A 25,198-nucleotide genomic window follows, 5' to 3' on the forward strand; every position below is an offset into this window, starting at 1 on the left:
CTCAGGTGTTCTTGCTGACCGTGATGGTCGGGAATTTCGCCGAGAAGTCCTTGGCCTTCTCGGCGATGCTCACCGCGACCGCACGCGCCACCGTCCTGTAGATCGCGGCCACTTCGCCCTCGGGGTCCGCCACCACGGTTGGCTTGCCGCTGTCGGCCTGCATGCGGATGTTGATGTCGAGCGGCAGCGCGCCGAGGTAGTCCATCTGATATTGCTGCGCCATCTTCCGGCCGCCGTCGGCGCCGAAGATGTGCTCGACGTGGCCGCAGTTCGAGCACACGTGCACCGCCATGTTCTCGACGATGCCGAGGATCGGCACGCCGACCTTCTCGAACATCTTGATGCCCTTCTTGGCATCGAGCAGCGCGATGTCCTGCGGCGTGGTGACGATCACGGCGCCGGTGAGCGGCACGCGCTGGCTCAGCGTGAGCTGGATGTCGCCGGTGCCGGGCGGCATGTCGACGATCAGGTAGTCGAGGTCCTTCCAGTTGGTCTGGCGCAGCAGCTGCTCCAGTGCCTGCGTGGCCATCGGGCCGCGCCAGATCATGGCCTGGTCGGCATCGACCAGGAAACCGATCGACATCACCTGCACGCCGTGGTTTTCCATCGGCTGCATGGTCTTGCCGTCCTCGCTCGCCGGGCGGCCTTCGATGCCGAACATCATCGGCTGGCTCGGCCCGTAGATGTCGGCGTCGAGCAGGCCGACGGTCGCGCCTTCGGCGGCCAGCGCCAGCGCCAGGTTGGCCGCGGTGGTGCTCTTGCCGACGCCGCCCTTGCCGGACGCGACGGCGACGATGTTCTTCACGCCCGGCAGCAATTGCACGCCACGCTGCACGGCGTGGCTGGCGACCTTGGTCGTGATGTCGACGGAGACGCTGCCGACGCCGGCGACGGTCCGCGCGGCGGCGGCGAAGGCATCGCGCAGCGCCGCATGCTGGCTTTTTGCCGGATAGCCGAGTTCGACGCCGAACGAGACGTCGCCTCCGGTGATCCGCAGGTTCTTCAACGCCTTGCTGTTGACGAAATCCTTGCCCGTGTTCGGGTCCTGAACGGCCTTGAGCGCTTCCAGAAGCGCTTCTTGCGTGACTGACATGGTTCAACTCCAGAGTGGCGCGTAGTCTAGTGCGCCATCCAAACCCCCTGCGGGGCCGCAGCATTGCCAGGCTCAGCCGCGCGGACCCAGCCTGTCGAGGATGACGCCGGCCACGCGCGCATTCGCTGGCAGCAGCGTGTGGACGAGCGGCAGCCGGACCTGGTCATCGATCCAGTCGGCCTCGACTTCCGACAGCGCCACCACGCCGTCGTTCGGCTCGCCGCCGAAAGGGCTGCGCCGGCCGGACAACCCGCGCATGCCGACCACGCTGGTCACCGGCACGCGGGCCGGGCCGATCGACGCCATGCGCTGCGCCGACGCGAGCATCTGGCCGCAGTCGCGCGTCAGCACGCGATAGACGGGGTGACCCTGCAGCCGGCGGGCCAGCCGCGTGGCGCCGACCGGCGAACCCAGCAGGAAGAGATGGCGCGGCATCCGTGCATCCGCCGCCAGCGCCGCGATGGCCACACGCAGCAGCACGCCGCCGAGCGAATGCCCGACCACGGCGTAGTCGCCCTGCTCGCCCATCGCCGCCAGGCGCCCGGCAAGCCGCCGGCCGATGGCCGCGGCATCTTCCAGGCTCGTCATGTAGCCGAAGGTGCCGGTCTGCAGCCCGGCACTGCGCAGATGCCGCAGCATCGGCCAGCCGGACAGCGGCGTGCGGCCCATGCCGTGGACGAAGAGCAACTGCATGCGGCCGCGCTGCGGGGTCGTGGTGGCGTCTGCGCAGCGGCTCAGGCCGTCGCGATGCCGAGCTCGCCGCAGACGCGCGCCAGCAGCGCCTTCAGCGTGCCGACCTCGGTCTCGAGCCGCGCGACGTTGGCCTTGAGCGCGGCGATCTCGCCCAGCGAGATGTCGGCGGCCGGCGCGGGTGCGCCGTCGGCACCGGCGAGCTCCTCGGCAGGTGCGCCGCTGAGCAGGTGCGCCCAGCGGCCTTCGCGCGCGCCGGGCAGGCGCTGCAGCTTGGCGACCAGCGCACCGGCGGGGCGCTCGGCGAGTTCGTTGAGGAAGCCTTCGACCGACGAGATGTCGGCGAAGTTGTGCATCCGGTCGCAGGCGATGCGCAGCTCGCCGGCGGTCTGCGGTCCGCGCAGCATCAGCACCGCCAGCAGGATGACCGACTGCGAGGGCAGCTGCAGCACGCGCGCGGTGTTCTGCTCGTAGCGGAAGGTGCGCCCGCCGCTGCTTTCCATCACGAGGCTGTAGCCCTTGAGGCTGTCGAGCGCCGCTTGCGCCTGCGCGTCGGTGACGTCGAGCACCGGATGGCGGCTGGTCTTCTGGTTGCAGCCGGACACCAGCGCGTTGAGCGTGAGCGGATAGCTGTCGGGCACGGTGCGCTGCTTTTCGATCAGCACGCCGAGCACGCGGGTTTCGAGGAGGGAGAGTGCGGGAAGGGAAGAAGCCATGTCGTGGGTTTTCGATCGAGCGCAGTCGGCTCAGCCGTTCGTGATGCGGCTGACCAGCGCCTTGGTGAAGGCCGCCGTGTTCGCCGTGCCGCCCAGGTCGCCGGTGCGCACCTTGTCGATGTTGAGCGTGTCGTCGATCGCCTGGCGCAGGCGGTTGCCGAGGTCGGTGCGCCTGCAGTGGTCGAGCATCAGCGCCGCCGCCAGCATGATGGCGATCGGGTTGGCGATGCCCTTGCCGGCGATGTCCGGCGCGGAGCCGTGCACGGCCTCGAAGATCGCCGCGTCCGCGCCGATGTTGGCGCCGGGCGCCATGCCGAGCCCCCCCACCAGGCCGGCCACCAGGTCCGACAGGATGTCGCCGAACAGGTTGGTCGTGACCAGCATGTCGAACTGCCACGGGTTGAGCACCAGCTTCATCGCACAGGCGTCGACGATGATGGTGTCGAGCTCGAACTTGCCCTTGTATTTCTCTTCGTAGAGCTTCAGGCCGGTCTCGAGGAACAGCCCGGTCAGCACCTTCATGATGTTGGCCTTGTGCACCAGCGTCACCTTGCGGCGGCCGGTGGCGATCGCGGTCTCGAACGCGTATTCGAGGATGCGGCGGCAGCCCTGCCGGGTGTTGATGCCGGTCGCCATGCCGACCGCGTGCGGATCGTCGTCGATGCGCACGTAGTGCTCGTGCCCGATGTAGAGGCCCTCGAGGTTCTCCCGCACCACCATCAGGTCGATCTTGTCGAAGCGCCCGCCGGGGATGACGGTGCGCGCCGGGCGCAGGTTGGCGTAGAGCTGGAACTCCTCGCGCAGCCGCACGTTCGACGAGCGGTAGCCGCCGCCCGACGGCGTCTCGAGCGGGCCCTTGAGCGCGAGCCGGGTGCGGCGGATGCTGTCGAGCGTGGCGGCCGGCAGCGGATCGCCGGCGGCCTTCACGCCGCCGAGGCCGGCGATCTGCCGGTCCCATTCGAAGGGCGCCCGCAGTGCGTCGAGTGCGGCCAGCGTGGCGTCGACGATCTCGGGGCCGATGCCGTCGCCGGGAATCAGGGTGGCGGGGATGGAAGTGGTCATGGCGATGTTCTCTCGTCGGGTCGGTGGGTCTGCGGCGCGCGCCGCGTGCGGCCCGAAGAATACGCCGATGGCGCCGCCGTTGTGGCGCTTGCCCGCCGAGCGGACGGGGCCAAGCGGCGCCCATAAAATGCCCGCTCCTCGGTGTGGCGCCGTCCCGGCCCACCGCCGACCCGTCACTTCCCGAAAGCGCCCTCTCGATGTCCGCCACGCGCAAGCTCTTCGTCACCACCGCCCTGCCGTATGCCAACGGCAAGTTCCATATCGGCCACATCATGGAATACATCCAGGCCGACATCTGGGTGCGGTTTCAGCGAATGAACGGCGCACAGGTCGATTTCGTCTGCGCCGACGACGCGCACGGCGCCGCGATCACGATCGCGGCCGACAAGGCGGGCGTGACGCCGCAGGCCTTCGTCGCCGGCATCGCGGCCGGCCGCGCCGAATACCTGGACGGCTTCCACATCGCCTTCGACAACTGGAGTTCGACCGATTCACCGGAAAACCACCAGCTCGCCCAGGACATCTACCGCGACCTGCGCGACAAGGCCGGACTGATCTCGACGAAGAGCGTCGAGCAGTTCTACGACCCGCAGAAGGGCATGTTCCTGGCCGACCGCTTCATCAAGGGCGAGTGCCCGAACTGCCACGCCAAGGACCAGTACGGCGACAACTGCGAGGTCTGCGGCGCGGTGTACGCCCCGACCGAACTGATCAACCCGTATTCGGCCCTGTCCGGCGCCAAGCCCGAACTGCGCAGCTCCGACCACTTCTTCTTCAAGCTGTCGGACCCGCGCTGCGAGGCCTTCCTGAAGGAATGGACCGCAGCCGCCGGCCACGTGCAGCTCGAAGTCCAGAACAAGATCCGCGAGTGGCTCTACAAGGACGAGGAAGACAAGGGCGAAGAAGGGAAAAGAGCCCGCACCGGCCTCGGCGACTGGGACATCAGCCGCGATGCGCCCTACTTCGGCATCGAGATCCCCGACGCGCCGGGCAAGTACTTCTACGTGTGGCTGGACGCGCCGGTCGGCTACCTCGCGTCGCTGAAGAACCTGCTGGACAAGCGCTGCATCGAACTCGGCGGCGACGGCATCTCGTACACCGAGTACATGGCCGATCCCGAGCTGGAGCAGGTGCACTTCATCGGCAAGGACATCATCACCTTCCACACGCTGTTCTGGCCCGCGATGCTGCATTTCAGCGGCCGCAAGACGCCGAACGCGATCTACGTGCACGGCCATCTCACGGTCAGCGGCGAGAAGATGAGCAAGAGCCGCGGCACCGGCATCGACCCGCTGAAATACCTGTCGATCGGCCTGAACCCGGAACACCTGCGCTACTACCTCGCCGCCAAGCTCAGCGGCCGCAACGAGGACATCGACTTCAACCCCGAGGACTTCGTCGCGCGCGTCAACAGCGACCTGGTCGGCAAGTACATCAACATCGCGAGCCGCGCCGCCGGCTTCATCGGCAAGCGCTTCGGCGGCCAGCTGGGCACGGTGTCGGAAGACGGTGCCGCCCTGCTGGGCCTGCTGCGCGGCGAGGGCGGCAGCATCCGCGCGCTGTACGACGGCCGCGACACGGCGCGCGCGCTGCGCGACACGATGGCGCTGGCCGACCGCGTGAACGAATACGTCGACGCCAACAAGCCCTGGGAGCTGGCGAAGAAGGAAGGCATGGAGGCGCGGCTGCACGACGTCTGCACCGTGTGCATCGAGGCCTTCCGCCTGCTCACGATCTACCTGAAGCCGGTGCTGCCGGCGCTGGCAGCCAACGTCGAGGCCTTCCTGAAGATCTCGCCGCTGCAATGGACCGATGCCACGCAGGCGCTGCCCGCCGGCCATGCGATCGGCGACTACAAGCACCTGATGCAGCGCGTCGACCCGAAGCTGCTGGACGCGCTGTTCGATGCGCCCGCGCCGGCGGCAGTGCCTGCCGAGACGCCCGCCGAACTGCCGGGCGGCGAGGCGATCGCGCCCGTCATCACGATCGACGACTTCACGAAGATCGACCTGCGGATCGCGAAGATCGTGAACTGCGAGCCGGTCGAAGGCTCGACCAAGCTACTGCGGCTGACGCTCGACGCCGGCGAAGGAAAGACGCGCAACGTGTTCAGCGGGATCGCTTCGGCCTACAAGCCGGAACAGCTGGTCGGCAAGCTGACGGTGCTGGTCGCGAACCTCGCGCCGCGCAAGATGAAGTTCGGCGTGAGCGAAGGCATGGTCCTTGCAGCCAGCCATGCGGACGAGAAAGCCCATCCGGGCATCCACGTGCTCGAGCCGTGGCCGGGCGCCACGCCGGGCATGCGCATCCACTGATTCAGGAGCCGACCGCCATGAACGCTTCCCATCGTCTCGTTTTCGGGCTGCTGGCCGCCGGCGTCCTGTTGTCGGCCAGCGGCTGCGCGGTCGTGAGCGTGGGGAGCGCGGTGGTCAGCGTCGCAGGCACGGCCGTGAGCGTGGGCGCGTCGGCGGTCGGGCTCGCTGCGGACGCCGCCATCGGCACCGCGCGCCTCGGTGGCCGGGCGATCGGCGCCGTGCTGCCGGGCGACAGCGCGCCCTGATCGGGTCGCGCCCTGCCGCATCGAAGGGCGAAGGGCTCAGGGTGCTTCGGTGCCGCGGTCGGGCGCCGAGCCGCTGCGCACCACGCGCTGGTCGTCGTTCAGCACGGCGGTGAAGACCATCGGCGCATTGGGCGGTTCGATCCAGCGCCATTCCCATTCGGTCTCATGGCGCAACGCATAAGGCGTGACCTTCGCGGGCTTGCCCAGCAGCTTGCGCAACGCCTCCATCGGCATGCCGGGCTGGACTTTCGCGAAGTTCTGCGGCGTCAGCACCTGGCGCAACGCGGCCATCTTGCCGTCCGGCCCGATGGTGATCATGTAGTTCTTCTGGCCCTGCGGCTGGCGGTTGTATTCGAAGACGCGCCCACCCGGCGCGTCCCAGATGTTCTCGGGTTGGCCGAAACGCGCGCGAACGTCGGCCTCGGTCGACACGCCCTCTTCCAGTTCGCTGATCGCCTGCTTGTCGCAGCCGGCGAGGATCGCCAGCGCAGCCAGCAGCCCCGCAAATGCCGCCCGCTTCCATCCGTTTCCGCGTGCCATGCCGTCCCCCGGTAAAATCCGCGCCAAAGGCTCAGTCTATGTCCATCTTCAATCGCCCCCACTACACCTCCGACGCCACCGATTTCATCGAGGATCTCAAGAAGAAGAAGCCGTCGCTGGAGGCAGAACAACGCGCCGGCCGCGCCCTGCTGTGGGACAAGCAGCTCGACCGCAGCCTGCAAGCCGAGTACGGCGAGGCGAAGGTCGCACAGCAACCCTACGTCTACCAGACCCAAGCGACGAAGTGAGCGTCCGCCCCGCCGAAGGCGACGATCACGGCGCCGCGGTGGGTGCGATGCCGGAAGTGATCGATCAGGTCGCGCTCGCCAAGCTTTATGGCGAGCCGCTGTTCGCGCTGCCGAACGACCTGTACATCCCGCCCGAGGCGCTCCAGGTCTTCCTCGAAGCCTTCGAGGGACCGCTGGACCTGCTGCTCTACCTGATCCGCAAGCAGAACTTCAACATCCTCGACATCCCGATGGCGGGCCTGACGCGCCAGTACCTGGCGTATGTCGACCATGTTCGGCGGACGAATCTGGAGCTTGCGGCCGAGTACCTGTTGATGGCCGCGATGCTGATCGAGATCAAGTCGCGCATGCTGCTGCCGCCCAAGAAGACGGCCGACGGCGAAGAGGCCGAAGACCCGCGCGCCGAACTCGTGCGGCGCCTGCTCGAATACGAGCACACCAAGCTGCAGGCTGCGGCATTGAGCGCCATGCCGCAGTACGGCCGCGATTTCCTGAAGGCGCAGGTTTACATCGAACAGTCGCTCAAGCCGCGCTTTCCGGAAGTGACCGTGGTCGACCTGCGCGACGCCTGGGCGGACATCCTCAAGCGCGCCAAGCTCGTGCAGCACCACAAGATCTCGCGCGAGGAGCTCAGCGTGCGCGAGCACATGAGCATCGTGCTGCGCCATCTGCAAGGCCGACAGTTCGTCGAATTCGAAAAGCTGTTCGACGTCACGCGCGGCGTGCCCGTGCTGGTCGTCACTTTCATCGCGATGCTTGAACTCGCGAAAGAAACGCTGATCGACATCACGCAGGCCGAAGCGTTTGCGCCGATCTACGTCCGGCTGGCCTACAGCCCCACGTCCTCCGCCTCCTCCTAGCTTCCGATTCCTGTCATTCGTTCCACTGCGATGCCTGGCCACCGACGCCCGCAGGGAGACACCTGCCCCACGACCCCACAGAGCAAACCATGAGCTACAGCGTCAAGGAAATCTTCTATACCTTGCAGGGCGAAGGCGCCCAGACCGGCATGCCGGCGGTGTTCTGCCGATTCGCAGGCTGCAACCTCTGGAACGGGCGCGAAAGCGATCGCGCCGATGCCATCTGCCGCTTCTGCGACACCGATTTCGTCGGCACGGACGGCACCCTCGGCGGCAAGTTTGCCGATGCGGCACAACTGGCCGACACGATCGCCGCGCAGTGGCCGGCCGACGACAGCGATCACCGGATGGTCGTGCTGACCGGTGGCGAACCGCTGCTGCAACTGGACGATGCGCTCATCGAGGCGTTGCACGCGCGGCACTTCCGGATCGCGGTGGAAAGCAACGGCACGATCGCCGCGCCCGCCGGCATCGACTGGCTCTGCATCAGTCCGAAGGCCGGTGCCCCGTGGGTGCAGCGCAGCGGGCAGGAGTTGAAGGTGGTGTGGCCGCAGGCCGGGCTGGACCTGGCATTGCTCGCAGCCAGCAGCGACTTCACCCAGCGCTTCCTGCAACCCATGGACGGCCCCGACCAACGGGCCAACACGTCGCTCTGCATCGAGACCTGCATGCGCAACCCGGGCTGGCGACTGAGCCTGCAGACCCACAAGCTCACGGGCATCCGATGAACAACCGCACCACCTTCACCGTCAGCCAGCGTTTCTACTTCGACGCCGCGCACACGCTGGAACGCGCGATCGAGACCGCCAGCAGCCGCCGAATCCACGGCCACACCTATCACGCGGAAGTGTCGGTGCGCGGTCCGCGCGATCCGGACACAGGCATGGTGATCGACCTCGGCCTGCTGCGGCAGCGGCTGGACCTGGTGCGCGAACAACTCGACCACCATCTGCTGGACGAAGTGCCGGGCCTGGGCGTGCCGACACTGGAGAATCTCTGCGTGTTCATCGCCTATGCGCTGGCCGACATGCAACCGCCGCCGGCGCGCGTGCGCGTCTGGCGTGAGCCGCTGGGCGATGCGTGCGTGCTGGACCTCGGCGACTGAGCCGACGCCGGAGTCAGCTCGCGCTGCGCTCCGAACCCGGCTCGCGCCCCATCAGCTCCGCCACTGCGTCTTCGGGCCGCATGCGGCCATCGAGCAAGGCGACCACGCCCTGCGCGATCGGCATGTCGACGCCCAGATGCTGCGCGCGCTGCACCACCGCACGCGCGCAATACACGCCTTCGGCGACGTGGCCGAGCGACCGCACGGCCTGCTCCTGGGTCTGGCCCTGCGCCAGCAACTGGCCGACCTTGCGGTTGCGCGACAGATCGCCCGTGGCGGTCAACACGAGGTCGCCGAGCCCGGACAGCCCCATGAAGGTTTCGGTCGACGCACCGAGCGCCACACCGAAGCGCGTCATCTCGGCCAGTCCACGCGTGATGAGCGCCGCACGCGCATTCAGGCCCAGTGAGAGCCCGTCGCAGAGGCCGGTCGCGATGGCGAGCACGTTCTTGACCGCACCGCCGACCTCGACGCCAACCAGATCGTCGTTGGCGTACACACGCAATCCGGGGCCATGAAACGCATCGACCAGCGCATCGCGCACATCCGCATGGACACTGGCCGCCACCAGCGCCGTCGGCCGGCCTTGCGCAACCTCCTGCGCGAAGCTCGGCCCGCTGAGAACGCCGGACCTCAGTTCCGGTGCGACCAGACGTTGAATTTCATGCGGCAGCAAACCGAAACCGCCGGCTTCACTGGCGACCGGCTCGATGCCCTTGCAGAGCCATGCGATCGGCACCGCGAGTCCGCGCAGCCCGTCGAGCTGCGCGCGAAGCGCTGCAACGGGTGTTGCGACGATGACGAGATCGGCGTGCGCCACGGCCGTGCGGACGTCGCCCGACACCACCGAAAGTGCCGGCGGCAGCGGAAAACCAGGAAGGTAGCGCGCATTGCCACGGCTGCGCGCCATTTCATGCGCCTGAGGCGCATCGCGCGCCCACAGGACCACGTCGTGCCTGTGAGCCGCATTGATGGCCAGCGCCGTGCCCCAGGCACCAGCGCCGAGCACGCTGAGTTTCATCGACAGCGGGAGCCCGAAGGCCTTACTGCGTGAGGATCGGCGAAGGCTGGCCGGCGGCCTGTGCTTGCTGCTGTTCGAACATGGCCTGGAAGTTGATTTCCGCCAGGTGCACCGGCGGGAAGCCGCCGCGCTGGATCACGTCGGCCACGTTGCCGCGCAGGTACGGGTACACGATCTGCGGGCAGGCGATGCCGAGGATCGGGCCCATCTGGTCTTCCGGCAGGTTGCGGATCTCGAAGATGCCGGCCTGCTTGGCCTCCACCAGGAACACGGTGCGGTCGCCGATCTTGGTCTGCACGGTGGCCGACACGGTGATCTCGAAGATGCCGTCGGTGACGGGCTGGGCGTCCACGCCAAGCTGGATATCGACGGTCGGCTGTTCCTGCTCGAGCAGGATGGCGGGCGAATTGGGCTGCTCCAGCGAGAGGTCCTTCAGGTAGACGCGCTGAATCTGGAACACGGGATCTTGGGTGTCGGCCATGGCTGAAAACTTTCGGGGATCAAAACAATGCCCGCCGGAGAAGTCCCACGGCGGGCTGCACAGGAATGAACGGACGATTATCGCCCGTTCGTATGACGACTCAGGCGGCCTGCAGCAGCGGCACCAGCCCGCCGCGCCCGTCGAGCGCGATCAGGTCGTCGCAGCCGCCGACGTGGGTGTCGCCGATGAAGATCTGCGGCACCGTGCGACGCTGGGTGATTTCCATCATCGTGCTGCGGGCCTGCGGATCGCTGTCGATGCGGATCTCTTCGATCTGCTCGACGCCCTTCGACTTGAGGATTTGCTTCGCGCGCGTGCAGTAGGGGCAGACGGCGGTGGTGTACATCTTGACGGCTTGCATGGGCTCTACCTTGGGAAGACTTTCAGAATTTCAACAACATCGACGCCCTCACCCCGATATCCGCGGGCACCATTCATGAAACACCGCGGATCCCGCCTTGCCGGTTCTCTGGTGTTTTCGCCGGCCAGGAAGTCGGTGGAAGCGTCACGCGATGCGCGACGCCCTGGGCGAATTACGTCTCGATCGGCAGATTAGCGTCTTTCCAGGATTTCAACCCGCCGGCGATGGCTTGGGCCTGCTCGTAGCCGAGTTTCTTGGCGGTCGCCACGGCGCGTTGCGCGCGGCTGCCGGTGCCACAGACCAGCAACAGCGGCACGGTCTTGTTCTTGACGGTGCTCGCCAGCTTGGTCTCGAGCTGGTTCAACGGGATGTTCTTCGCACCGGTCACATGGCCGGCCGCAAACTCCTCCGGCTCCCGCACATCGACCACGACCGCCCGCGAACGGTTGATGAGCTGCACGGCGCCCTGCGCCGTCAGCGACCCGCCAGTTCCCCCGCGGATCAGCGGCCAGGCGAGCATGCCACCCGAGCTGAGCGCAATCAGGATCAGCAGCCAGTTGTCGACGATGAATTTCACGTTCTTCCTTGAATGGCAAACATGGGATTTTAGAATGCCGGATTCTGCAGTCCGCTCCCCTTCATGCCAAAGGCCCCTCCCATGCACAAACTGGTATTGATCCGCCACGGCGAATCGACTTGGAATCTCGAAAACCGCTTCACCGGCTGGACCGACGTGGACCTGACCGAAACCGGCGTCGAGCAGGCCAAGCAGGCCGGACGGCTGCTCAAGGCCGAAGGCTATGAGTTCGACGTGGCCTACACCAGCGTACTCAAGCGCGCGACCCGCACGCTGTGGCACACGCTGGACGAACTCGATCGCACCTGGCTGCCCGTGGTGCATTCCTGGCGCCTGAACGAACGCCACTACGGCGGCCTGCAAGGCCTGAACAAGGCGGAAACCGCGAAGAAATACGGCGACGAGCAGGTGCTGATCTGGCGCCGCAGCTACGACACGCCGCCGCCGCCGCTGGAAGCGAACGACCCGCGCAGCGAACGCAGCGACGTCCGGTACGCCAAGCTGACGCCCGAGCAGGTGCCGCTGACCGAATGCCTGAAGGACACGGTGGCGCGCGTTCTGCCCTTCTGGAACGAATCGATGGCGCCGGCCATCCGCAGCGGCCGCCGACTCGTCGTCGCGGCGCATGGCAATTCGATCCGCGCGCTCATCAAGTACCTGGACGGCATCTCGGACAGCGACATCGTCGGACTGAACATCCCGAACGGCATTCCGCTGGTCTACGAACTCGACGACGAACTGAAGCCGCTGCGCCACTACTACCTTGGCGATGCCGAGGCGGCAGCCAAGGCCGCCGCCGCAGTGGCGACGCAAGGCAAGGCCTGATTCCAAAGACGACAAACGGCTTCAGCTAATTTGAAACCTGCTGGAACCACGGCAGGCAAATTGCTTCCAAGCTGTGTATATTGGTTTCCAAGCCGACAAGGACATATAGACATGGGCCAGAAATTGAAAATCACCGGCTGGGTGGCCGCAGGCGCGGTTGCCGGTGTATTGACCACCGTTTCGCTTCAAACCGTGGCGCGTGGCTCATTGGAACCGTTGCCGCTCGAAGAGCTCCAGCAGCTCGCAGCGGTTTTCGGCATGGTCAAGAGCGACTATGTCGAGCCCGTGGATGAGAAGAAGCTCATTTCCGATGCGATCTCCGGCATGGTGGCCGGCCTCGATCCGCACTCGCAGTATTTCGACAAGAAGTCCTTCAAGGAATTCCGCGAAGGCACGACCGGCCGCTTTGTCGGCGTCGGCATCGAGATCTCCCAGGAAGACGGCTTGATCAAGGTCGTCTCGCCGATCGAGGGCTCACCCGCTTTCCGCGCCGGCCTCAAGCCGAACGACCTGATCACGAAGATCGACGACACGGCGGTTCGCGGCCTGTCGCTCAACGATGCCGTGAAGCGCATGCGCGGCGAGGCCAACACGAAGGTGCTGCTGACGATCTTCCGCAAGGACGAGAACCGCACCTTCCCCGTGACCATTACGCGCGAAGAAATCCGGACGCAGTCGGTTCGCGGCAAGGTGATCGAGCCGGGTTATGGATGGATCCGCCTGTCGCAGTTCCAGGAACGCACGGTCGATGACTTCGTCAAGAAGATCGATGAGATCTACAAGCAGGAGCCGAATCTCAAGGGGCTGGTGCTCGACCTGCGCAACGACCCGGGTGGCCTGCTCGACGCGGCCGTCGCGATTTCGGCAGCCTTCCTGCCCGAAAACGTGACCGTGGTCACCACCGACGGCCAGTTGGCCGAGAGCAAGTCGATCTACAAGGCCGCACCGGAGTTCTACCAACGCCGTGCCGGCGCGGATCCGCTGCGCAGCCTGCCGGTCGCGTTGAAGACAGTGCCCCTGGTCGTCCTGGTGAACGAAGGCTCGGCATCCGCCAGCGAAATCGTCGCCGGCGCGCTGCAGGATCACAAGCGCGCGACGATCATGGGCAGCCAGACCTTCGGCAAGGGTTCGGTGCAGACGGTTCGTCCGCTCGGACCGGACACCGGCCTGAAGATCACCACGGCGCGCTACTACACGCCGAGCGGCACGTCGATCCAGGCCAAGGGCATCGTTCCGAACGTGCTGGTGGACGAAAGCGCCGAAGGCAGCCCCTTCGCCGCACTTCGCATGCGCGAGGCCGATCTCGAAAAGCACCTGGCCAGCGGCCAGGGCCCGGAGAGCAAGGATCCCGAGCGCGAAAAGGCACGCGACGAAGCACGCAAGCGCCTGGAAGAAGAAGCGAAGAAGCCGGCGGCAGACCGCAAGGTGCCTGAATTCGGTTCGGACAAGGACTTCCCGCTGGTGCAGGCGCTCAATCGCCTCAAGGGTGCGCCGGTCCTGGTGAGCAAGACCCAGGTGATCGTCGACAACAAGGAAGAGAAAAAGGAAAACTGACCGGTTCGGCCGCATGTCCTGAAAGCGGGCATGCCGGCCGCCGGTCCGTTGCGCAGCCATGAATGACGATGCGTTGCTGCGCTATTCGCGCCACATCCTCCTGGAGGAATGGGGCATCGAAGGGCAGTCGCGCGTCGACGCCTCGCGCGCATTGATCATCGGCGCAGGCGGGCTCGGGTCGCCGGTCGCGCTGTATCTCGCGGCCGCTGGCGTCGGCCATCTCACGCTCGTCGACGATGACCACGTCGACCTCACCAATCTCCAACGGCAGATCGCACACAGCACGGAGCGTGTCGGCACGCCGAAGGTCGACTCGGCGGCGACCGCCATGGCCGCGCTGAATCCGACGATCTCGATCGAAACGCACGCGGTGCGGGCCGATGAGGCCTGGCTCGCTCGACTGGTCCCGCAAGCCGATGTGGTGATCGACTGCAGCGACAGCTTCACGACACGCCAAGCCGTCAACAAGGCCTGTGTGGCGCATGGCAAGCCCCTGGTGGCCGGCGCGGCCATCCGCTTCGATGGACAGCTCAGCGTGTATGACAGCCGTGATGCCTCGTCACCCTGCTACGCCTGCGTTTTCCCGCCTGACGCGGAATTCGAGGAGACACGATGTGCCGTGCTCGGCGCATTCGCGCCCGCCGTCGGAACGATCGGTACGCTGCAAGCCGGGGAGGCGCTCAAGATCCTGGCCGGGATTCACCCGACGCTCGTCGGCCGGCTGCTCATGTTCGATGGTCGGCATACGACCTTCGACACGATGCGCCTGAGGCGCGACCCGCATTGCACCGTCTGCGGCCAGGGCACGCCCTGAGCCGTCGACGCATCTCCGTGTGTCGTGCAACCGCTAAGGCTTTTGTTTCGCCGATTTGGCTTTGTCGGCACCCGCAGCGGCAGCGGCCGAATCGGGCTGCTTCGCTTTCGATAGCACCGCGGCGCAGTCGGCGTCGACACCGGGCCCCGTCTCGATGGTCGCCGCGAGTGCCAGCAACGGGTTGATGGCGCCCAGCGCCAGCGCCGCAATGCCACGCGTGATCAGCGGACCTTTTTCCACGCCGGCGGATGGCGAGCCAAAAGTACCGCGAACCAGCAGCGGCGTACGCAACGACAGGATGCTCATATCCTTTGGCGCCTGGCGGATCACGAAACTCATGCTTTCGTCGGCAAAGTTCGCCTGCCCGCTTCCATGAAACACGGTGTCGGTGGTGTCCAGCACCACGTCGCGGCTGGTCATCACTCCCTTGTTCACGTCGAATGCCAGGGCCGCACAACGCAGAGTGACGTTGTTGTCGCCGCCAAGCAGGAATTTGATGATCTCTCCGCCGTCCAGCCCCATGAATTCAAGCAGCAGGTTGCTGAACTGACCCCGCCCCGTGAGCGCAGCGATGTCGCCTGACGAAGTGGCGAGCCAACTGGCCACGGAATTGCCGCGTCCCGACAGGTTGACGCGGCCATCGAGGTTGCTGAAGCTGGTACGCAGCGTCTCGACCTTCGGAACCAGCCGATTCAATTGCAGCTTGCGGACATCGAGCGACATCCGGATGTCGGCCGGATTCTGCGAGGCATCGATACGCACGGCACCGGATATCTTCCCGCCCGCCACACCCAGGCTCAAGGGGTCGAGCGTCAATACGCCGGCGTTGAGCTTGACCTGAACACTGCCGTTGTCGAGCGGTACGTCGCGCACATTGCGGATCCGGGCCGCCGCATATTTCACGTCGGCATTCATCGCCCGGAGACGCTCGAAATCAAGCGTCGCGGAAGGCAGAACGCGATCGCTGTTGCCCTTGGCGCGCTTGACCTGGGTCACGGTCGGTGGCGGTGCCACGCCTTCCACCGCATTCGCGGAGCGGGCTGTCGGCGGGAGGCCGATCAGCGGCCCCAGATCGTCCATGTCCATGACGCTCGAACGCAGATCGCCCGCAAGATGCGCCGGCGTCTGCCCTTGATCGAACTGCATGTTGCCGCCGATGTCGGACAGACCCAGCTTGCCCTTCAATCCCTGCACATCCCAGAGTTTCGCGCGCTTGCGCAGTTCACCGCTGATGGCGTATGGCGACGATTGCGGCAATGCGATGCCGAGCAATGGATAGAGATCACCGAGGCTCTGCCCGCGCAGATCGACCTTCGCATCGATGCCATCGAGCTCTGCAAGGCTGGCAATGGTTCCGTCTGCCTTGAGCTTGGTCTGCCCTGCGGCGGCCGTGATCTCGATCGGAAACGGCGGCTGGCCGGTGGCGGTCAACTGCATCACGTTGCCGGTCCGGCCTTCGGCCACCAGCGGCTGACGCTGGTATGTGCCCTTGATGCGATAGGACAGCGGCATCGCGCCGCGGCCAGTGTCAAACGTGAAATCGGCATGCAGGTCAACGCCGAGATGCGATGCGAGAAAGTCCAGCGATCCGCCATCGATCTGCAGCAGGCCGATCGTTGGCACGGTGCCAGTGTCGGACGTGTCCTTGCCGAGCGCCCAGGTCCGCCGGCCATCCGACTCCATCTGAAGCCCCACTGCGGGCGACGCCAGCGCCAGCCTTGGAATGACGACACTTCGGCGCAGCAGCGGCCAGAGGCGTATGTCGAATTCGGCGCGCTCGGTCCGCACCAGATACGGGTCGCGTGCCCAACCGGGATTGGCGAATTCGACGCCATCGAGCTTGACGGTCGCAGTGCGCCATCCCAGGTCGACGTCCAGCCGTCGGGTGATCTCGAACTTGCGACCGGTCTTTTCGGTGACGTAGCGATTGACCGGCTGACGAAGCATGTCCCAGGGGAAAAACAAGACGAGCAGCACCAGCGCGAGCAGCAATACCGCCACCGCGGCGACAAGCCGTGTCACCCATGTACGCTGCAGAAGTATGTTCATGTTTTGCTTCATTCAATGAGGGCTGAAAGCGGTACCGCCTGAGTCTCGAATGAATCTGCGTACTCACGACGCGAACCCTCCTCCACCTCGACCTTCCGGATGGCAAAGGTATCGCGATTGAGCCGCTTCGATGGTCGGCACCGCGCCGCAGCCGCTGTGGGGGTTTGCCTACGACTCGCGCCTCGCTTGTCGGAAAGCGCCTACAAGCTCTGCGCCCCGAGCCCTGCACGATTTGCGACGACGCTGGTTATCATTTGAACCGCTGTCTAGCGTGCAACTCCTCACTCAATCTGCAAGAGGGTGCGCGTCATTCGACATGGGCCTCAGATTGAAAACATACATCGTCGAAGACAACCTCACGATCCGCGAGAATCTCGTTGGCACGCTGGAAGAGCTCACGTGCATCGAGGCCATCGGCTTTGCTGAGGCGGAAGACGATGCGCGGCGCTGGCTCGTCGAACATCAGGACGAATGGGAGCTTGCCATCATCGACCTCTTCCTCAAGCAGGGAAGCGGCCTCGGCGTGCTTCAGGAATGCATGACGCGTCGCCCACACCAGAAGGTGGTCGTGCTCAGCAACTACGCAACACCCGACATTCGAAAGCGCTGCGCGCAGCTCGGCGTGGATGCGGTCTTTGACAAGTCGAACGAGATCGACGCCCTGATCGATTTCTGTGTCGAGCAGGCTGCGGCCATCCAGAAAGGCCAAAACGCGACTTGACGAGATCACCCAGCAAGCCGGGCTCGCTGGGCTCTCGTCCGTCGCAACCGCTGGCTCGCGGTCCGACCGTCAGTCGATCAGCTTGTTCTTCAGCGCGTAATAGGTGAGATCGCTGTTCGACGACAGGTTCATCTTTTCCATCAGCCGCGTGCGATACGTACTCACGGTCTTGACCGACAGCGACAAGGTCTTGGCGATGTCCCCGGCAGTTTCACCCTTGGCAAGCTTGAGGAACACTTGAAATTCACGCTCCGACAGTTGCTCGTGCGGCGCTGCATCATCCTTGCGATCGAGTTGCCGAGCCAGCAACTCGGCCACCGCCGGCGTGATGTATCGGCGGCCTAGCGAGATCGTACGGATCGCATTGACGATCTCGATCGGATCGCATTCCTTGTTGAGGTAGCCGCTGGCGCCTTGGCGAATCAGGTTCATCGCATAGTGCTCTTCCGGATAGCCGCTCAGTATCAAGATGCCTACATCCGGTGCCTTGGCGCGAATCATCGCCAATGCATCGATACCACTCTGTCCTGGCATCGACAGGTCCATGACCAATACGTCCAGTTCGGTCGTGCGCACGAGCTCGATCGCCTCGCGGCCGCTGGCGGCCTCGCCGGCGACACGCAGATCGACATGCTCCGAGAAAAATTGGCGCAAGCCGGAGCGCACGATGGCGTGGTCGTCCACAATTCCGATCTTGATCATCTGTTACTTTCTTCGTTGTGTTGCGCAAAACGTCGCAATATGCTGACCTCTGATCGGCGTCAATTATTCCCGAATTTGCGAGGTTCGCGTCTCGTGGAGATTACATGCGCTGGTTAGCTTTTTCGAAGATGGCCCTGAGCCTGACGCTGGCGACGCTGGCAGCGTTGGCCGTCGTCGGCATCAACGAGGCGGGCTATCGCCAGTCGTATCGTTCGCTCGAGGCGGCGGCCGAGGCGCAGCGTGCCCGTCTCGCGATCAACATGCTCGTCCAGAACATCCTGGATGCGGAAACGGGTCAGCGTGGCTATTTGCTGACCGGAGAGGCCCGCTATCGGGAGCCTTACGACGAAGCGGTCAAGCAGGTCGGCGGGCAGCTCGACACCCTGCGTGCCATCTATGCGAGCCGGCCGGCCGAGAACGCCGTACTGGCCACACTGTCGACCCACGTCGCGCGCAAGCTCGCCGAGATGGAAATGAGCGTGCGGCTGCGCCGCGGCGACAACGAAGATGCCTGGAAGTTCGTCATCACCACCGACGTCGGCCGCGAAGAGATGGAGGCGATACGCAATTGCACCAACGAACTGGTTGCATTCAGCGACAAGGCACTGATCGGCGGACAGACCCAGATCATGAAGTCGCTCGAGTTGGGGCGCATCGGCATCGCGGTGGTCACGCTCGCGGCACTCGCGGCGTTCTATCTCTATTTGCGTCAGACGCACGCCCTGCGCTCCGCCGGCGAACGACAGCAGGAAGTCCTCCAGCGGGAGCGCAATGCACTCGAGACCGAGGTCAAGGAACGCACCGCCACACTCGCTGAGCTCGCCACGCATCTGCAGAACGTGCGCGAGACGGAGCGCGGCTATCTCGCGCGCGAACTGCACGATGAGCTCGGCTCCCTGCTGACCGCCGCCAAGCTGGATGTTGCGCGCCTCAAGTCGCGGTTGGGCGATTCGCCGGATGCGATCCAGCGGCTTCAGCATCTGACCGAACTGCTCAACAGCGGCATCGCGCTCAAGCGCCGGATCATTGAAGACCTGCGTCCGTCCTCCCTGTCCAATCTCGGGCTCGTGGCGTCGTTGGAGATACTGGGGCGTGAGTTCGCGGAGCGCTCGGGCATCGACATCCAGATGACGCTCGAACCCGTGGAGCTCGACGAGTCGAACCAGCTCACGATCTACCGAATGGTCCAGGAGAGCTTGACCAACATCGGCAAGTACGCAGAAGCGGGCGAAGCGACGATCGTGATGAAGGACTACGGGAATCACGTGATCGTCGAAGTCGAAGACAACGGCAAAGGCTTCGACACGCGACGCATGAAACCATCGACGCATGGCCTGGCGGGCATGCGCCATCGCGTCGAAGCCGCGCGCGGCAAGCTGACGGTGGTGTCGACGCCTGGCCAGGGCAGCAAGCTCACGGTGATGCTGCCGGTCGTCAAGCCTGCATGAGCTTGCGGCCTCGCGTCCGTTGGCCGTATCGTGTCGAAGACCGATAGGCCGCTCTCCTACGATACCCGGCCGCTGCTGCTGACAGTTGGCAACATCGGGCGACCTTTAGAGTCAATACCATGCCGTGGAGGTGCGGCTTGGTGGGTTCGCAGTCAATGTATTTCGACGATCTTGCGGCCCTCTTCTTCAGTTTATTTAGCAAAGGAAGTTCTCATGAATACAACCGCCAAGACCCCTTCGCAACTCGCAGATGAAGCAAGCCGCACGGCGAGCGATGCTGTCGACACGACGCGTGCCTACGCGCAGAACGCCGTCAACGCAGCTGGCGAAAAGGTCCGTGAATTGCGTCGCGACACCGAACCCGCAGTGGAGCAGATCGCAGCTCGCGTTCAGCAAGCGGTGCAACGTGGCCTCGAAGCCGCGTCGACGACCAGCGCTCGCGCACAGCGCCGCCTTGAACAGGCTGCCGACGTGACGGGCAAGTACATCTCCGACCAACCCGTGCGCTCGGTGCTGGTCGCGGCAGCCGCGGGTGCCGCCATCACGGCGCTCATCGTGCTGGCAAGCCGCCGCCGGGACGACTGATCCCGGATTTGATGGCTTGCTCCTTGGTCAGCGCTTCAGGAACCCATGCTTCATCCTATTTTTTCGACGGTGCTTGGGCACCCTGAGTTGATTGTTCAGCATCTGGCGAACTACGCCGCGCTGATCAAGGTTGAGACGAATACCGCCACGCGAATGCTGATGTCGCGCGTGGCTGCCGGTGTGCTGGCAGCAGTCAGCGGCACGCTGGCACTCGCCTTCACGGGCGTGGCCATCATGCTGGGCGTTCTTCACGGGAGCTTTCATTGGGTTCTCGTGGCCGTGCCCGGCGTTGCATTGCTCATTGCCCTGATTGCGGGATATCTCGCAGCGCGGCCTTCGACCTTCAGCGCTTTCGAAGACCTTCGCACACAACTCGATGCGGACGTCCAGGCCATGCAGCTCGGAAAGGGACAGCATGCCGATTGATTCACGGGCGCTCACCCCGCAGCAACGGCTCGCAATCTCCAGGCGCGCCCTGCTTCGGCAGCTTCACGGAGATCATCCGGAAGAAACACTCCCCCCACCCTACGCTTACGACGACGACCAAGACGACGCTTACGCGTATCAACCGCGATCGGGTGAGCATGTCGCGTGGGTATCCGTGGCGCGTCGGCTGGGAGAGCGCTGGTGGCGGAGGCACCCCGCAAATGCAGTTGGTCAACTCGCCAAGCCGCTGTTGAAGCGCTATGCGCGGGAGCAACCGTTCAAGGTGCTCGGAACGGCCGCCGGCATCGGCGCCGCGGTGGTTCTCATCAAGCCTTGGCGCCTGCTGTCGATCACCGCCGTCCTGGCTGCCGTGCTGAAGACCTCGGACATCGCAGATCTGGTGACGACTCTGATGCAGAACAACTCCACCCCACGAAAGGATCCACCATGAATGCCGTTATCAACACAGCACCTGAACGACTGACGCTGGACGAAGGTGCCATTGCCGCTGCCGGACGGAGCCTCGACGATGGCGCCGTCACTCCGAGCTACGGCCCGTGGCGTGACGATATCGTCAAGCTGCTCAACGATGCACTGGCCACCGAGCTTGTCTGCGTGTTGCGCTACAAGCGTCACTACTTCACCGCCGACGGCGTCGTGTCGCCAGCCATCGCAGACGAATTCCTCGTGCATGCCAACGAGGAGTCGGGGCATGCGGACCGGATTGCGGAACGCATCGTCCAACTCGGCGGGGAGCCCGACTTCAACCCGAGCCAGCTGCTGTCGCGCAGCCATGCGGGCTACGACGATTCGAAGGACCTGCAGGCGATGGTGCGGGCCAATCTGGTGGCGGAGCGCATCGCCGTGGAGAGTTATCGCCAGATGATCGTCCTGATCGGTGACAAGGATCCGACCACGCGCCGCATGCTTGAAGAGATCCTGGCCGACGAGGAAGAGCACGCGGACGAATTGAAGGATTGGCTCGGTCATTGATCCATCCCTGGCCTATTCCTGGCCTATGTGCCGCCCACAAAAAAGCCCGGTCGAACCGGGCTTTTTTTGTGGGCTTGCATCACTCAATCAAAGCTTGTCTGCACCCGACTTGATGGCGTCCTTGGCTTTTTCCTTGGCGTCGCCATAGGTGCTTTGCACCTTGCCGGATGCCTGGTCGACCAGCCCTTCCGACTCCAGCTTTTCGCTGCCCGTCACGCGCCCGGTCACTTCCTTGACCTTGCCCTTTGCCTGGTCGACACGGCCTGCAACTTGATCCTTATTCATGAGATGTTCCTCTGTAGATGGTGAAGTGATGATCCGACCCGATCGGTTCATCTGATTTCAATCTAGGGACGATTCCGAGCCGGCACGCGTGGCAAGCGCGCCGAGCGCCTGTAGGACACCAAGGCCTCAGGCCGTCGCAATCCAGCCTTCCAGGCTGTCGATCACAAGAGGCAGTCCGAATCCCGGGCCGGGGCTTGCCTTGCGCTCGACACACCACGCTGCCTGCACCAGGCACAGTACGGCGTCGATCAGGTCGCCCTGCGCATCTGCGAGCAGACGATCACGCTGCGCGTGCGTCAACGACAGCCGCAATCCAAGACGCGTCGCGCCCTGCTCGAGCGCATTCAGCAGATCGGCCCGCGCCACCCAACGTTCGGAGGTCTGTCGGGCCGAGTCATCGCTCTTGTAGCTGCGTCGACCGATCAGTTCGCGCGCCAGCAGCCCGGGATAGGCCTCGAGTGCCACACGCCCTGACCCGGCAGTCTCATGCAGACCCGGCAACGTGGCGCCGGCAGCCAGCAGGCGTGGCACGCCGGCGTGCAACATGAACGCCACGGGCGGATTCACCCACTTCATCGACGGACTCGCGCCCGCAGGCCCGTCGGTGGCGCGGTGAGCGAACTTGCTGCCGACCGGCCGTCGATCGCAAAAGGCAGCAAACGTCGAACGGATGTCTGCGCGGCTCAAGCCTGCATAGTGCTTGATGAGCGCTGGCCAATCGGTGGGCCAGCCCAGCGTCTCCACCAGCTCACGCGGCAACCCGAAGGGAAAGTCGAATCCGGCGGTCCACTCGGGCGCATCCGCCAGCCACGCGCCCCATGCATCGAGCGTCGAGAACAGCGCCAGTTTCGACAGGGTGACGCGCTTGCCGCGCAGTGCGCCCACGGCAACGACGATGGGTTTGCGGGGAGAAGGGGCGCTCGAAAAATCGCAGCCGAAAAGAAGGCTCATTGCAGGAAAACGGCACGTGTCCGGCGCAGGCAGCCAGACACGACAAACGCATAGCCGAACGGCGGATCAGCCTCGCCCGACGATGGCAGCGGTTGCCATCAGCTCTTCCAGCAAGGCCAGCGACACCTTGCCGGACACGGCGTAGGGATCGAGCTCGGGCCGCTCCGAATAGCGCAGCAGCGTGGCCGCATGCACCTTCGTCAGGTTGACTTGCCCCATGGTCCAGCCGCCGAAGCGGCGCTCGGCGATTTCTTCGTAATGCAGCAGCACCACGTCCTTGTGGCGTGCATCCTTCTGGATATGCCCGTACAGGTCGCTCACGGCCATCCGGCCGCCCTCGATCGCCTGCAGAAAAACACCGGCGCCATAGCAGAGGATGCCGGTGATGCCGCACGATGTGTTGTGCGCACGCGATCTGGCCAGGATGGCCTCGATGGACGACGGGCTGCTGTCGACGGCACGGCTGGCATAGAGAAGGCGTACGAGCATGGCGTTCAGCGATTGCGCGGAAGAAGGGAAAGGAATTCGCGGCGCAGGCTCGGGTCCTTGAGGAACACGCCGCGCATCACGGAATTGATCATCTTGCTGTCCATTTCCTTGACGCCGCGCCACGCCATGCAGAAGTGTTCGGCTTCCACGACCAGCGCCAGACCGTCGGGCTGCGTCTTCTCCTGGATCAGGTCGGCCAGCTGGACAACGGCCTCTTCCTGGATCTGCGGGCGGCCCATGATCCATTCGGCCAAACGCGCGTATTTGGACAGGCCGATGACATTGGTGTGCTCGTTCGGCATCACGCCGATCCAAAGCTTGCCGATGATCGGGCAGAAGTGATGCGAACAGGCGCTGCGGATCGTGATGGGACCGACGATCATCAACTCGTTCAGATGCTCCGCATTGGGAAACTCGGTGAGCTTCGGCGCGGGCACGTAACGGCCGGCGAACACCTCGTTGAGGTACATCTTGGCCACGCGACGCGCGGTGTTGTCGGTGTTGTGGTCGTTCTCGATGTCGATGACCAGGCTCTCGAGCACGCCTTTCATCTTGACCTCGACCTCGTCGAGCAGTGCAGCCATGTCGCCGGGCTCGATGAACTCGGCGATGTTGTCGTTGGCATTGAAACGCTTGCGCGCTGCGCGCAGCCGCTCACGGATCTTGACCGACATGGGCACACCCTCGTCGTCTGCCCCGCCCGCGGGTTGTGATTCGGCGTCTGTTTTCCTGAGCATTCGAGAATCGTACCAGTGAATGAAAATAAGTCCGCAGGTCGTTCAACGCACGGCCTGCCTCGGGTGTCAGCTACTATTTTTATAGCGAAAAATCGGTCATCAGCGGCAGGTGATCCGACATGCGAGCCCAGATCGGCCCGCGCGGCACACTGCACGCAACCGGCCGCAGCTGGCGCGCATAGATGAAGTCGAGCTGCGCGAGCGGCAGGCGCGAAGGGTAGGTCAGCGTCGGCGGCCCGCGCAGGTCGCTCGAATCTCGCATGCCCATCGCATTCATCGCATAGCGCATGCGTGCGCCCCAGTCATTGAAGTCACCCGCGACGATCACCGCCTCGTCGGGCGGTACTTCGCGATCGATGAAGTCGCGCAGCTGCGCAATCTGCCGCACCCGACTGCCCTTGATGAGCCCGAGGTGCACGACGATCGCATGCACTGGCCTGCCATCGACATCGATCACGACGTGCAGCAGGCCGCGCTGCTCGAAGCGGTGATCGGAAATATCCTGATGACCCTTGCGCAGCACGGGCCAGCGCGTGAGCAGCGCGTTGCCGTGCTCGCCATGCCGCGTCACGGCGTTGGTCTCGTAAACGGCGGTGTAGCCTTCCGGCGCCAGGAAATCGGCCTGCGGCAACTCGGGCCAACGCGCGAAGCGGCGCGCGCCGTCCCGGTTCATCTTGCGCACTTCCTGGAGGCACACGATGTCCGCGTCGAGTTGTTCGACGGCGTGGCCGAGGTTGTGGATCTCCAGCCGCCGCGCCGGCCCGATGCCCTGCACACCCTTGTGGATGTTGTAGGTCGCCACCCGGAAGGTGTTCGAGGTCGAGGTCATTGCACAAATTGTGGCAGCAGCAGAACGGCCTCGGCGTTGGAGGGTGAAAAGCAGGCGTCGGCGGCTTCTCGGTAAGGCATCCATTGCCACGCCGTGTGCTCCAGCGGCGCGAGGCGAGGCGTCACACGCTCAGGCACGCACAGACTGAACAGGTGCTCGGTGTTGCGTGTCACGCCGGGCGCATAGCGTGCACGCCAGCGCGGATAGATGTCGTAGACGTTCTGCAGCTGCCAGTCGCACAACTGCAAACCGAGTGCATTGCCGACGCCACACGCGATCCCGGTTTCTTCCTCGACTTCGCGCGCCGCGGTCAGCGCGATCGGTTCGTCCAATGAATCCTTGCTGCCGGTGACGGACTGCCAGAACTCGTCGGCATCCGCGCGCCGGATCAGCAGCACGTCGAGCTGCGGCGTGTGGATCACGACCAGCACCGACTCCGGAATCTTCCAGGGTCGGGCAGCGGTCACCACAGGCCT

General features: G+C 64.8%; 32 protein-coding genes. 15 read left to right on the forward strand and 17 right to left on the reverse strand.

The features are described 5' to 3' along the window. Window position 1: 1 nt before the first annotated feature. The 4 genes from apbC to AC07PZ_RS21665 all read right to left on the reverse strand — a co-directional run bounded on the left by apbC (window position 2) and on the right by AC07PZ_RS21665 (window position 3,561). The gene (gene apbC / locus AC07PZ_RS21650; RefSeq protein ID WP_495297205.1) at window positions 2-1,093 is read right to left on the reverse strand and encodes an iron-sulfur cluster carrier protein ApbC; all 1,092 of its coding nucleotides are present in this window, start codon (window positions 1,091-1,093) and stop codon (window positions 2-4) included. A 72-nt stretch (window positions 1,094-1,165) separates the two neighbouring features. Further along, window positions 1,166-1,786, reverse strand: a complete 621-nt coding sequence (locus AC07PZ_RS21655) for an esterase/lipase family protein (RefSeq protein WP_495297206.1) — start codon at window positions 1,784-1,786, stop codon at window positions 1,166-1,168. A 41-nt stretch (window positions 1,787-1,827) separates the two neighbouring features. After that, a complete protein-coding gene (locus tag AC07PZ_RS21660) occupies window positions 1,828-2,499 on the reverse strand; it encodes a YceH family protein (protein ID WP_495297207.1) in 672 nt (223 codons plus the stop codon). A gap of 30 nt (window positions 2,500-2,529) precedes the next feature. Continuing rightward, a complete protein-coding gene (locus tag AC07PZ_RS21665; protein ID WP_495297208.1) occupies window positions 2,530-3,561 on the reverse strand; it encodes an isocitrate/isopropylmalate dehydrogenase family protein in 1,032 nt (343 codons plus the stop codon). Window positions 3,562-3,758: 197 nt separating this feature from the next. Here AC07PZ_RS21665 and metG point away from each other — a divergent pair, with 197 nt between their 5' ends. Together metG and AC07PZ_RS21675 are read left to right on the forward strand one after the other, a co-directional pair. Continuing rightward, window positions 3,759-5,876 carry a methionine--tRNA ligase gene (metG, locus tag AC07PZ_RS21670; protein ID WP_495297209.1) on the forward strand — a complete coding sequence of 706 codons (2,118 nt, stop codon included), beginning with the start codon at window positions 3,759-3,761 and terminating at the stop codon, window positions 5,874-5,876. A 17-nt stretch (window positions 5,877-5,893) separates the two neighbouring features. After that, window positions 5,894-6,121, forward strand: coding sequence for a hypothetical protein (locus AC07PZ_RS21675; RefSeq protein ID WP_495297210.1), 228 nt, complete (start codon window positions 5,894-5,896; stop codon window positions 6,119-6,121). 36 nt (window positions 6,122-6,157) lie between these two features. Here the strand turns inward: AC07PZ_RS21675 and AC07PZ_RS21680 are convergent, their stop codons facing one another. Continuing rightward, window positions 6,158-6,661, reverse strand: coding sequence for an outer membrane protein assembly factor BamE (locus AC07PZ_RS21680; protein WP_495297211.1), 504 nt, complete (start codon window positions 6,659-6,661; stop codon window positions 6,158-6,160). Window positions 6,662-6,699: 38 nt separating this feature from the next. On the opposite strand from AC07PZ_RS21680, the gene AC07PZ_RS21685 reads away from it, so the two are divergent. From AC07PZ_RS21685 to AC07PZ_RS21700, 4 genes are all read left to right on the forward strand, one after another. Further along, window positions 6,700-6,909 carry a DUF3460 family protein gene (locus AC07PZ_RS21685; RefSeq protein WP_495297212.1) on the forward strand — a complete coding sequence of 70 codons (210 nt, stop codon included), beginning with the start codon at window positions 6,700-6,702 and terminating at the stop codon, window positions 6,907-6,909. Between the two features lie 47 nt (window positions 6,910-6,956). After that, window positions 6,957-7,769, forward strand: a complete 813-nt coding sequence (locus tag AC07PZ_RS21690; protein WP_495297380.1) for a segregation and condensation protein A — start codon at window positions 6,957-6,959, stop codon at window positions 7,767-7,769. Between the two features lie 89 nt (window positions 7,770-7,858). Beyond that, window positions 7,859-8,497 carry a 7-carboxy-7-deazaguanine synthase gene (queE, locus tag AC07PZ_RS21695; protein ID WP_495297213.1) on the forward strand — a complete coding sequence of 213 codons (639 nt, stop codon included), beginning with the start codon at window positions 7,859-7,861 and terminating at the stop codon, window positions 8,495-8,497. Then, window positions 8,494-8,874 carry a 6-pyruvoyl trahydropterin synthase family protein gene (locus AC07PZ_RS21700; RefSeq protein WP_495297214.1) on the forward strand — a complete coding sequence of 127 codons (381 nt, stop codon included), beginning with the start codon at window positions 8,494-8,496 and terminating at the stop codon, window positions 8,872-8,874. The genes queE and AC07PZ_RS21700 overlap by 4 nt, the downstream gene beginning before the upstream one ends. A 13-nt stretch (window positions 8,875-8,887) precedes the next feature. Here AC07PZ_RS21700 and AC07PZ_RS21705 read toward each other — a convergent pair whose 3' ends face one another. The 4 genes from AC07PZ_RS21705 to AC07PZ_RS21720 form a co-directional block, all read right to left on the reverse strand. Then, on the reverse strand, window positions 8,888-9,895 hold the full coding sequence (locus AC07PZ_RS21705) for an NAD(P)H-dependent glycerol-3-phosphate dehydrogenase (protein WP_495297215.1): 1,008 nt from the start codon (window positions 9,893-9,895) through the stop codon (window positions 8,888-8,890). A 22-nt stretch (window positions 9,896-9,917) separates the two neighbouring features. After that, window positions 9,918-10,376, reverse strand: coding sequence for a protein-export chaperone SecB (secB, locus tag AC07PZ_RS21710; protein ID WP_495297216.1), 459 nt, complete (start codon window positions 10,374-10,376; stop codon window positions 9,918-9,920). 100 nt (window positions 10,377-10,476) lie between these two features. Further along, window positions 10,477-10,737: a glutaredoxin 3 gene (grxC, locus tag AC07PZ_RS21715; RefSeq protein ID WP_495297217.1), complete on the reverse strand. Its 261-nt coding sequence runs from the start codon at window positions 10,735-10,737 to the stop codon at window positions 10,477-10,479. Between the two features lie 172 nt (window positions 10,738-10,909). After that, window positions 10,910-11,314, reverse strand: a complete 405-nt coding sequence (locus AC07PZ_RS21720; protein WP_495297218.1) for a rhodanese-like domain-containing protein — start codon at window positions 11,312-11,314, stop codon at window positions 10,910-10,912. 81 nt (window positions 11,315-11,395) lie between these two features. On the opposite strand from AC07PZ_RS21720, the gene gpmA reads away from it, so the two are divergent. From gpmA to AC07PZ_RS21735, 3 genes are all read left to right on the forward strand, one after another. Continuing rightward, window positions 11,396-12,139 carry a 2,3-diphosphoglycerate-dependent phosphoglycerate mutase gene (gpmA, locus tag AC07PZ_RS21725; protein ID WP_495297219.1) on the forward strand — a complete coding sequence of 248 codons (744 nt, stop codon included), beginning with the start codon at window positions 11,396-11,398 and terminating at the stop codon, window positions 12,137-12,139. 111 nt (window positions 12,140-12,250) lie between these two features. Next, window positions 12,251-13,693, forward strand: coding sequence for a S41 family peptidase (locus tag AC07PZ_RS21730; protein ID WP_495297381.1), 1,443 nt, complete (start codon window positions 12,251-12,253; stop codon window positions 13,691-13,693). A gap of 58 nt (window positions 13,694-13,751) precedes the next feature. Beyond that, complete coding sequence (locus AC07PZ_RS21735) at window positions 13,752-14,507, forward strand: HesA/MoeB/ThiF family protein (protein WP_495297220.1); 756 nt, start codon at window positions 13,752-13,754, stop codon at window positions 14,505-14,507. Window positions 14,508-14,540: 33 nt separating this feature from the next. Here the strand turns inward: AC07PZ_RS21735 and AC07PZ_RS21740 are convergent, their stop codons facing one another. Next, window positions 14,541-16,556, reverse strand: a complete 2,016-nt coding sequence (locus tag AC07PZ_RS21740) for an AsmA family protein (protein WP_495297221.1) — start codon at window positions 16,554-16,556, stop codon at window positions 14,541-14,543. A gap of 316 nt (window positions 16,557-16,872) precedes the next feature. Here AC07PZ_RS21740 and AC07PZ_RS21745 point away from each other — a divergent pair, with 316 nt between their 5' ends. Continuing rightward, complete coding sequence (locus tag AC07PZ_RS21745; protein WP_495297222.1) at window positions 16,873-17,277, forward strand: response regulator; 405 nt, start codon at window positions 16,873-16,875, stop codon at window positions 17,275-17,277. Between the two features lie 69 nt (window positions 17,278-17,346). On the opposite strand, the gene AC07PZ_RS21750 is transcribed toward AC07PZ_RS21745, so the two are convergent. Beyond that, a complete protein-coding gene (locus tag AC07PZ_RS21750) occupies window positions 17,347-17,979 on the reverse strand; it encodes a response regulator (RefSeq protein ID WP_007837167.1) in 633 nt (210 codons plus the stop codon). Between the two features lie 104 nt (window positions 17,980-18,083). On the opposite strand from AC07PZ_RS21750, the gene AC07PZ_RS21755 reads away from it, so the two are divergent. The 5 genes from AC07PZ_RS21755 (at window position 18,084) to AC07PZ_RS21775 (ending at window position 21,431) form a co-directional block, all read left to right on the forward strand. Continuing rightward, entirely contained in the window at window positions 18,084-19,427 is a 1,344-nt protein-coding gene (locus AC07PZ_RS21755) for a CHASE3 domain-containing protein (protein WP_495297223.1), read from the forward strand. 213 nt (window positions 19,428-19,640) lie between these two features. Beyond that, entirely contained in the window at window positions 19,641-20,012 is a 372-nt protein-coding gene (locus tag AC07PZ_RS21760) for a hypothetical protein (protein WP_495297224.1), read from the forward strand. A gap of 45 nt (window positions 20,013-20,057) precedes the next feature. Then, window positions 20,058-20,438 carry a hypothetical protein gene (locus AC07PZ_RS21765; protein WP_495297225.1) on the forward strand — a complete coding sequence of 127 codons (381 nt, stop codon included), beginning with the start codon at window positions 20,058-20,060 and terminating at the stop codon, window positions 20,436-20,438. Further along, window positions 20,428-20,889: a hypothetical protein gene (locus AC07PZ_RS21770; protein ID WP_495297226.1), complete on the forward strand. Its 462-nt coding sequence runs from the start codon at window positions 20,428-20,430 to the stop codon at window positions 20,887-20,889. Before AC07PZ_RS21765 ends, AC07PZ_RS21770 begins: the two co-directional genes overlap by 11 nt. Further along, window positions 20,886-21,431 (forward strand): ferritin-like domain-containing protein, encoded by a 546-nt coding sequence (locus AC07PZ_RS21775; RefSeq protein ID WP_495297227.1) that lies wholly within the window; start codon window positions 20,886-20,888, stop codon window positions 21,429-21,431. The genes AC07PZ_RS21770 and AC07PZ_RS21775 overlap by 4 nt, the downstream gene beginning before the upstream one ends. A gap of 87 nt (window positions 21,432-21,518) precedes the next feature. Here the strand turns inward: AC07PZ_RS21775 and AC07PZ_RS21780 are convergent, their stop codons facing one another. From AC07PZ_RS21780 to nudB, 6 genes are all read right to left on the reverse strand, one after another. Continuing rightward, a complete protein-coding gene (locus AC07PZ_RS21780; RefSeq protein WP_495297228.1) occupies window positions 21,519-21,716 on the reverse strand; it encodes a CsbD family protein in 198 nt (65 codons plus the stop codon). Between the two features lie 126 nt (window positions 21,717-21,842). Beyond that, a complete protein-coding gene (locus AC07PZ_RS21785) occupies window positions 21,843-22,667 on the reverse strand; it encodes a DUF429 domain-containing protein (protein WP_495297229.1) in 825 nt (274 codons plus the stop codon). 66 nt (window positions 22,668-22,733) lie between these two features. Beyond that, on the reverse strand, window positions 22,734-23,156 hold the full coding sequence (locus tag AC07PZ_RS21790; RefSeq protein WP_495297230.1) for a BLUF domain-containing protein: 423 nt from the start codon (window positions 23,154-23,156) through the stop codon (window positions 22,734-22,736). A gap of 5 nt (window positions 23,157-23,161) precedes the next feature. Beyond that, window positions 23,162-23,893, reverse strand: a complete 732-nt coding sequence (gene folE, locus AC07PZ_RS21795; protein ID WP_495297231.1) for a GTP cyclohydrolase I — start codon at window positions 23,891-23,893, stop codon at window positions 23,162-23,164. A gap of 79 nt (window positions 23,894-23,972) precedes the next feature. Beyond that, window positions 23,973-24,722: an endonuclease/exonuclease/phosphatase family protein gene (locus AC07PZ_RS21800; protein WP_495297232.1), complete on the reverse strand. Its 750-nt coding sequence runs from the start codon at window positions 24,720-24,722 to the stop codon at window positions 23,973-23,975. Next, window positions 24,719-25,192: a dihydroneopterin triphosphate diphosphatase gene (gene nudB, locus AC07PZ_RS21805; protein ID WP_495297233.1), complete on the reverse strand. Its 474-nt coding sequence runs from the start codon at window positions 25,190-25,192 to the stop codon at window positions 24,719-24,721. The genes AC07PZ_RS21800 and nudB overlap by 4 nt, the downstream gene beginning before the upstream one ends. Between the last annotated feature and the right edge of the window lie 6 nt (window positions 25,193-25,198).

This window comes from Variovorax sp. GW821-FHT10B04 (assembly GCF_059415645.1).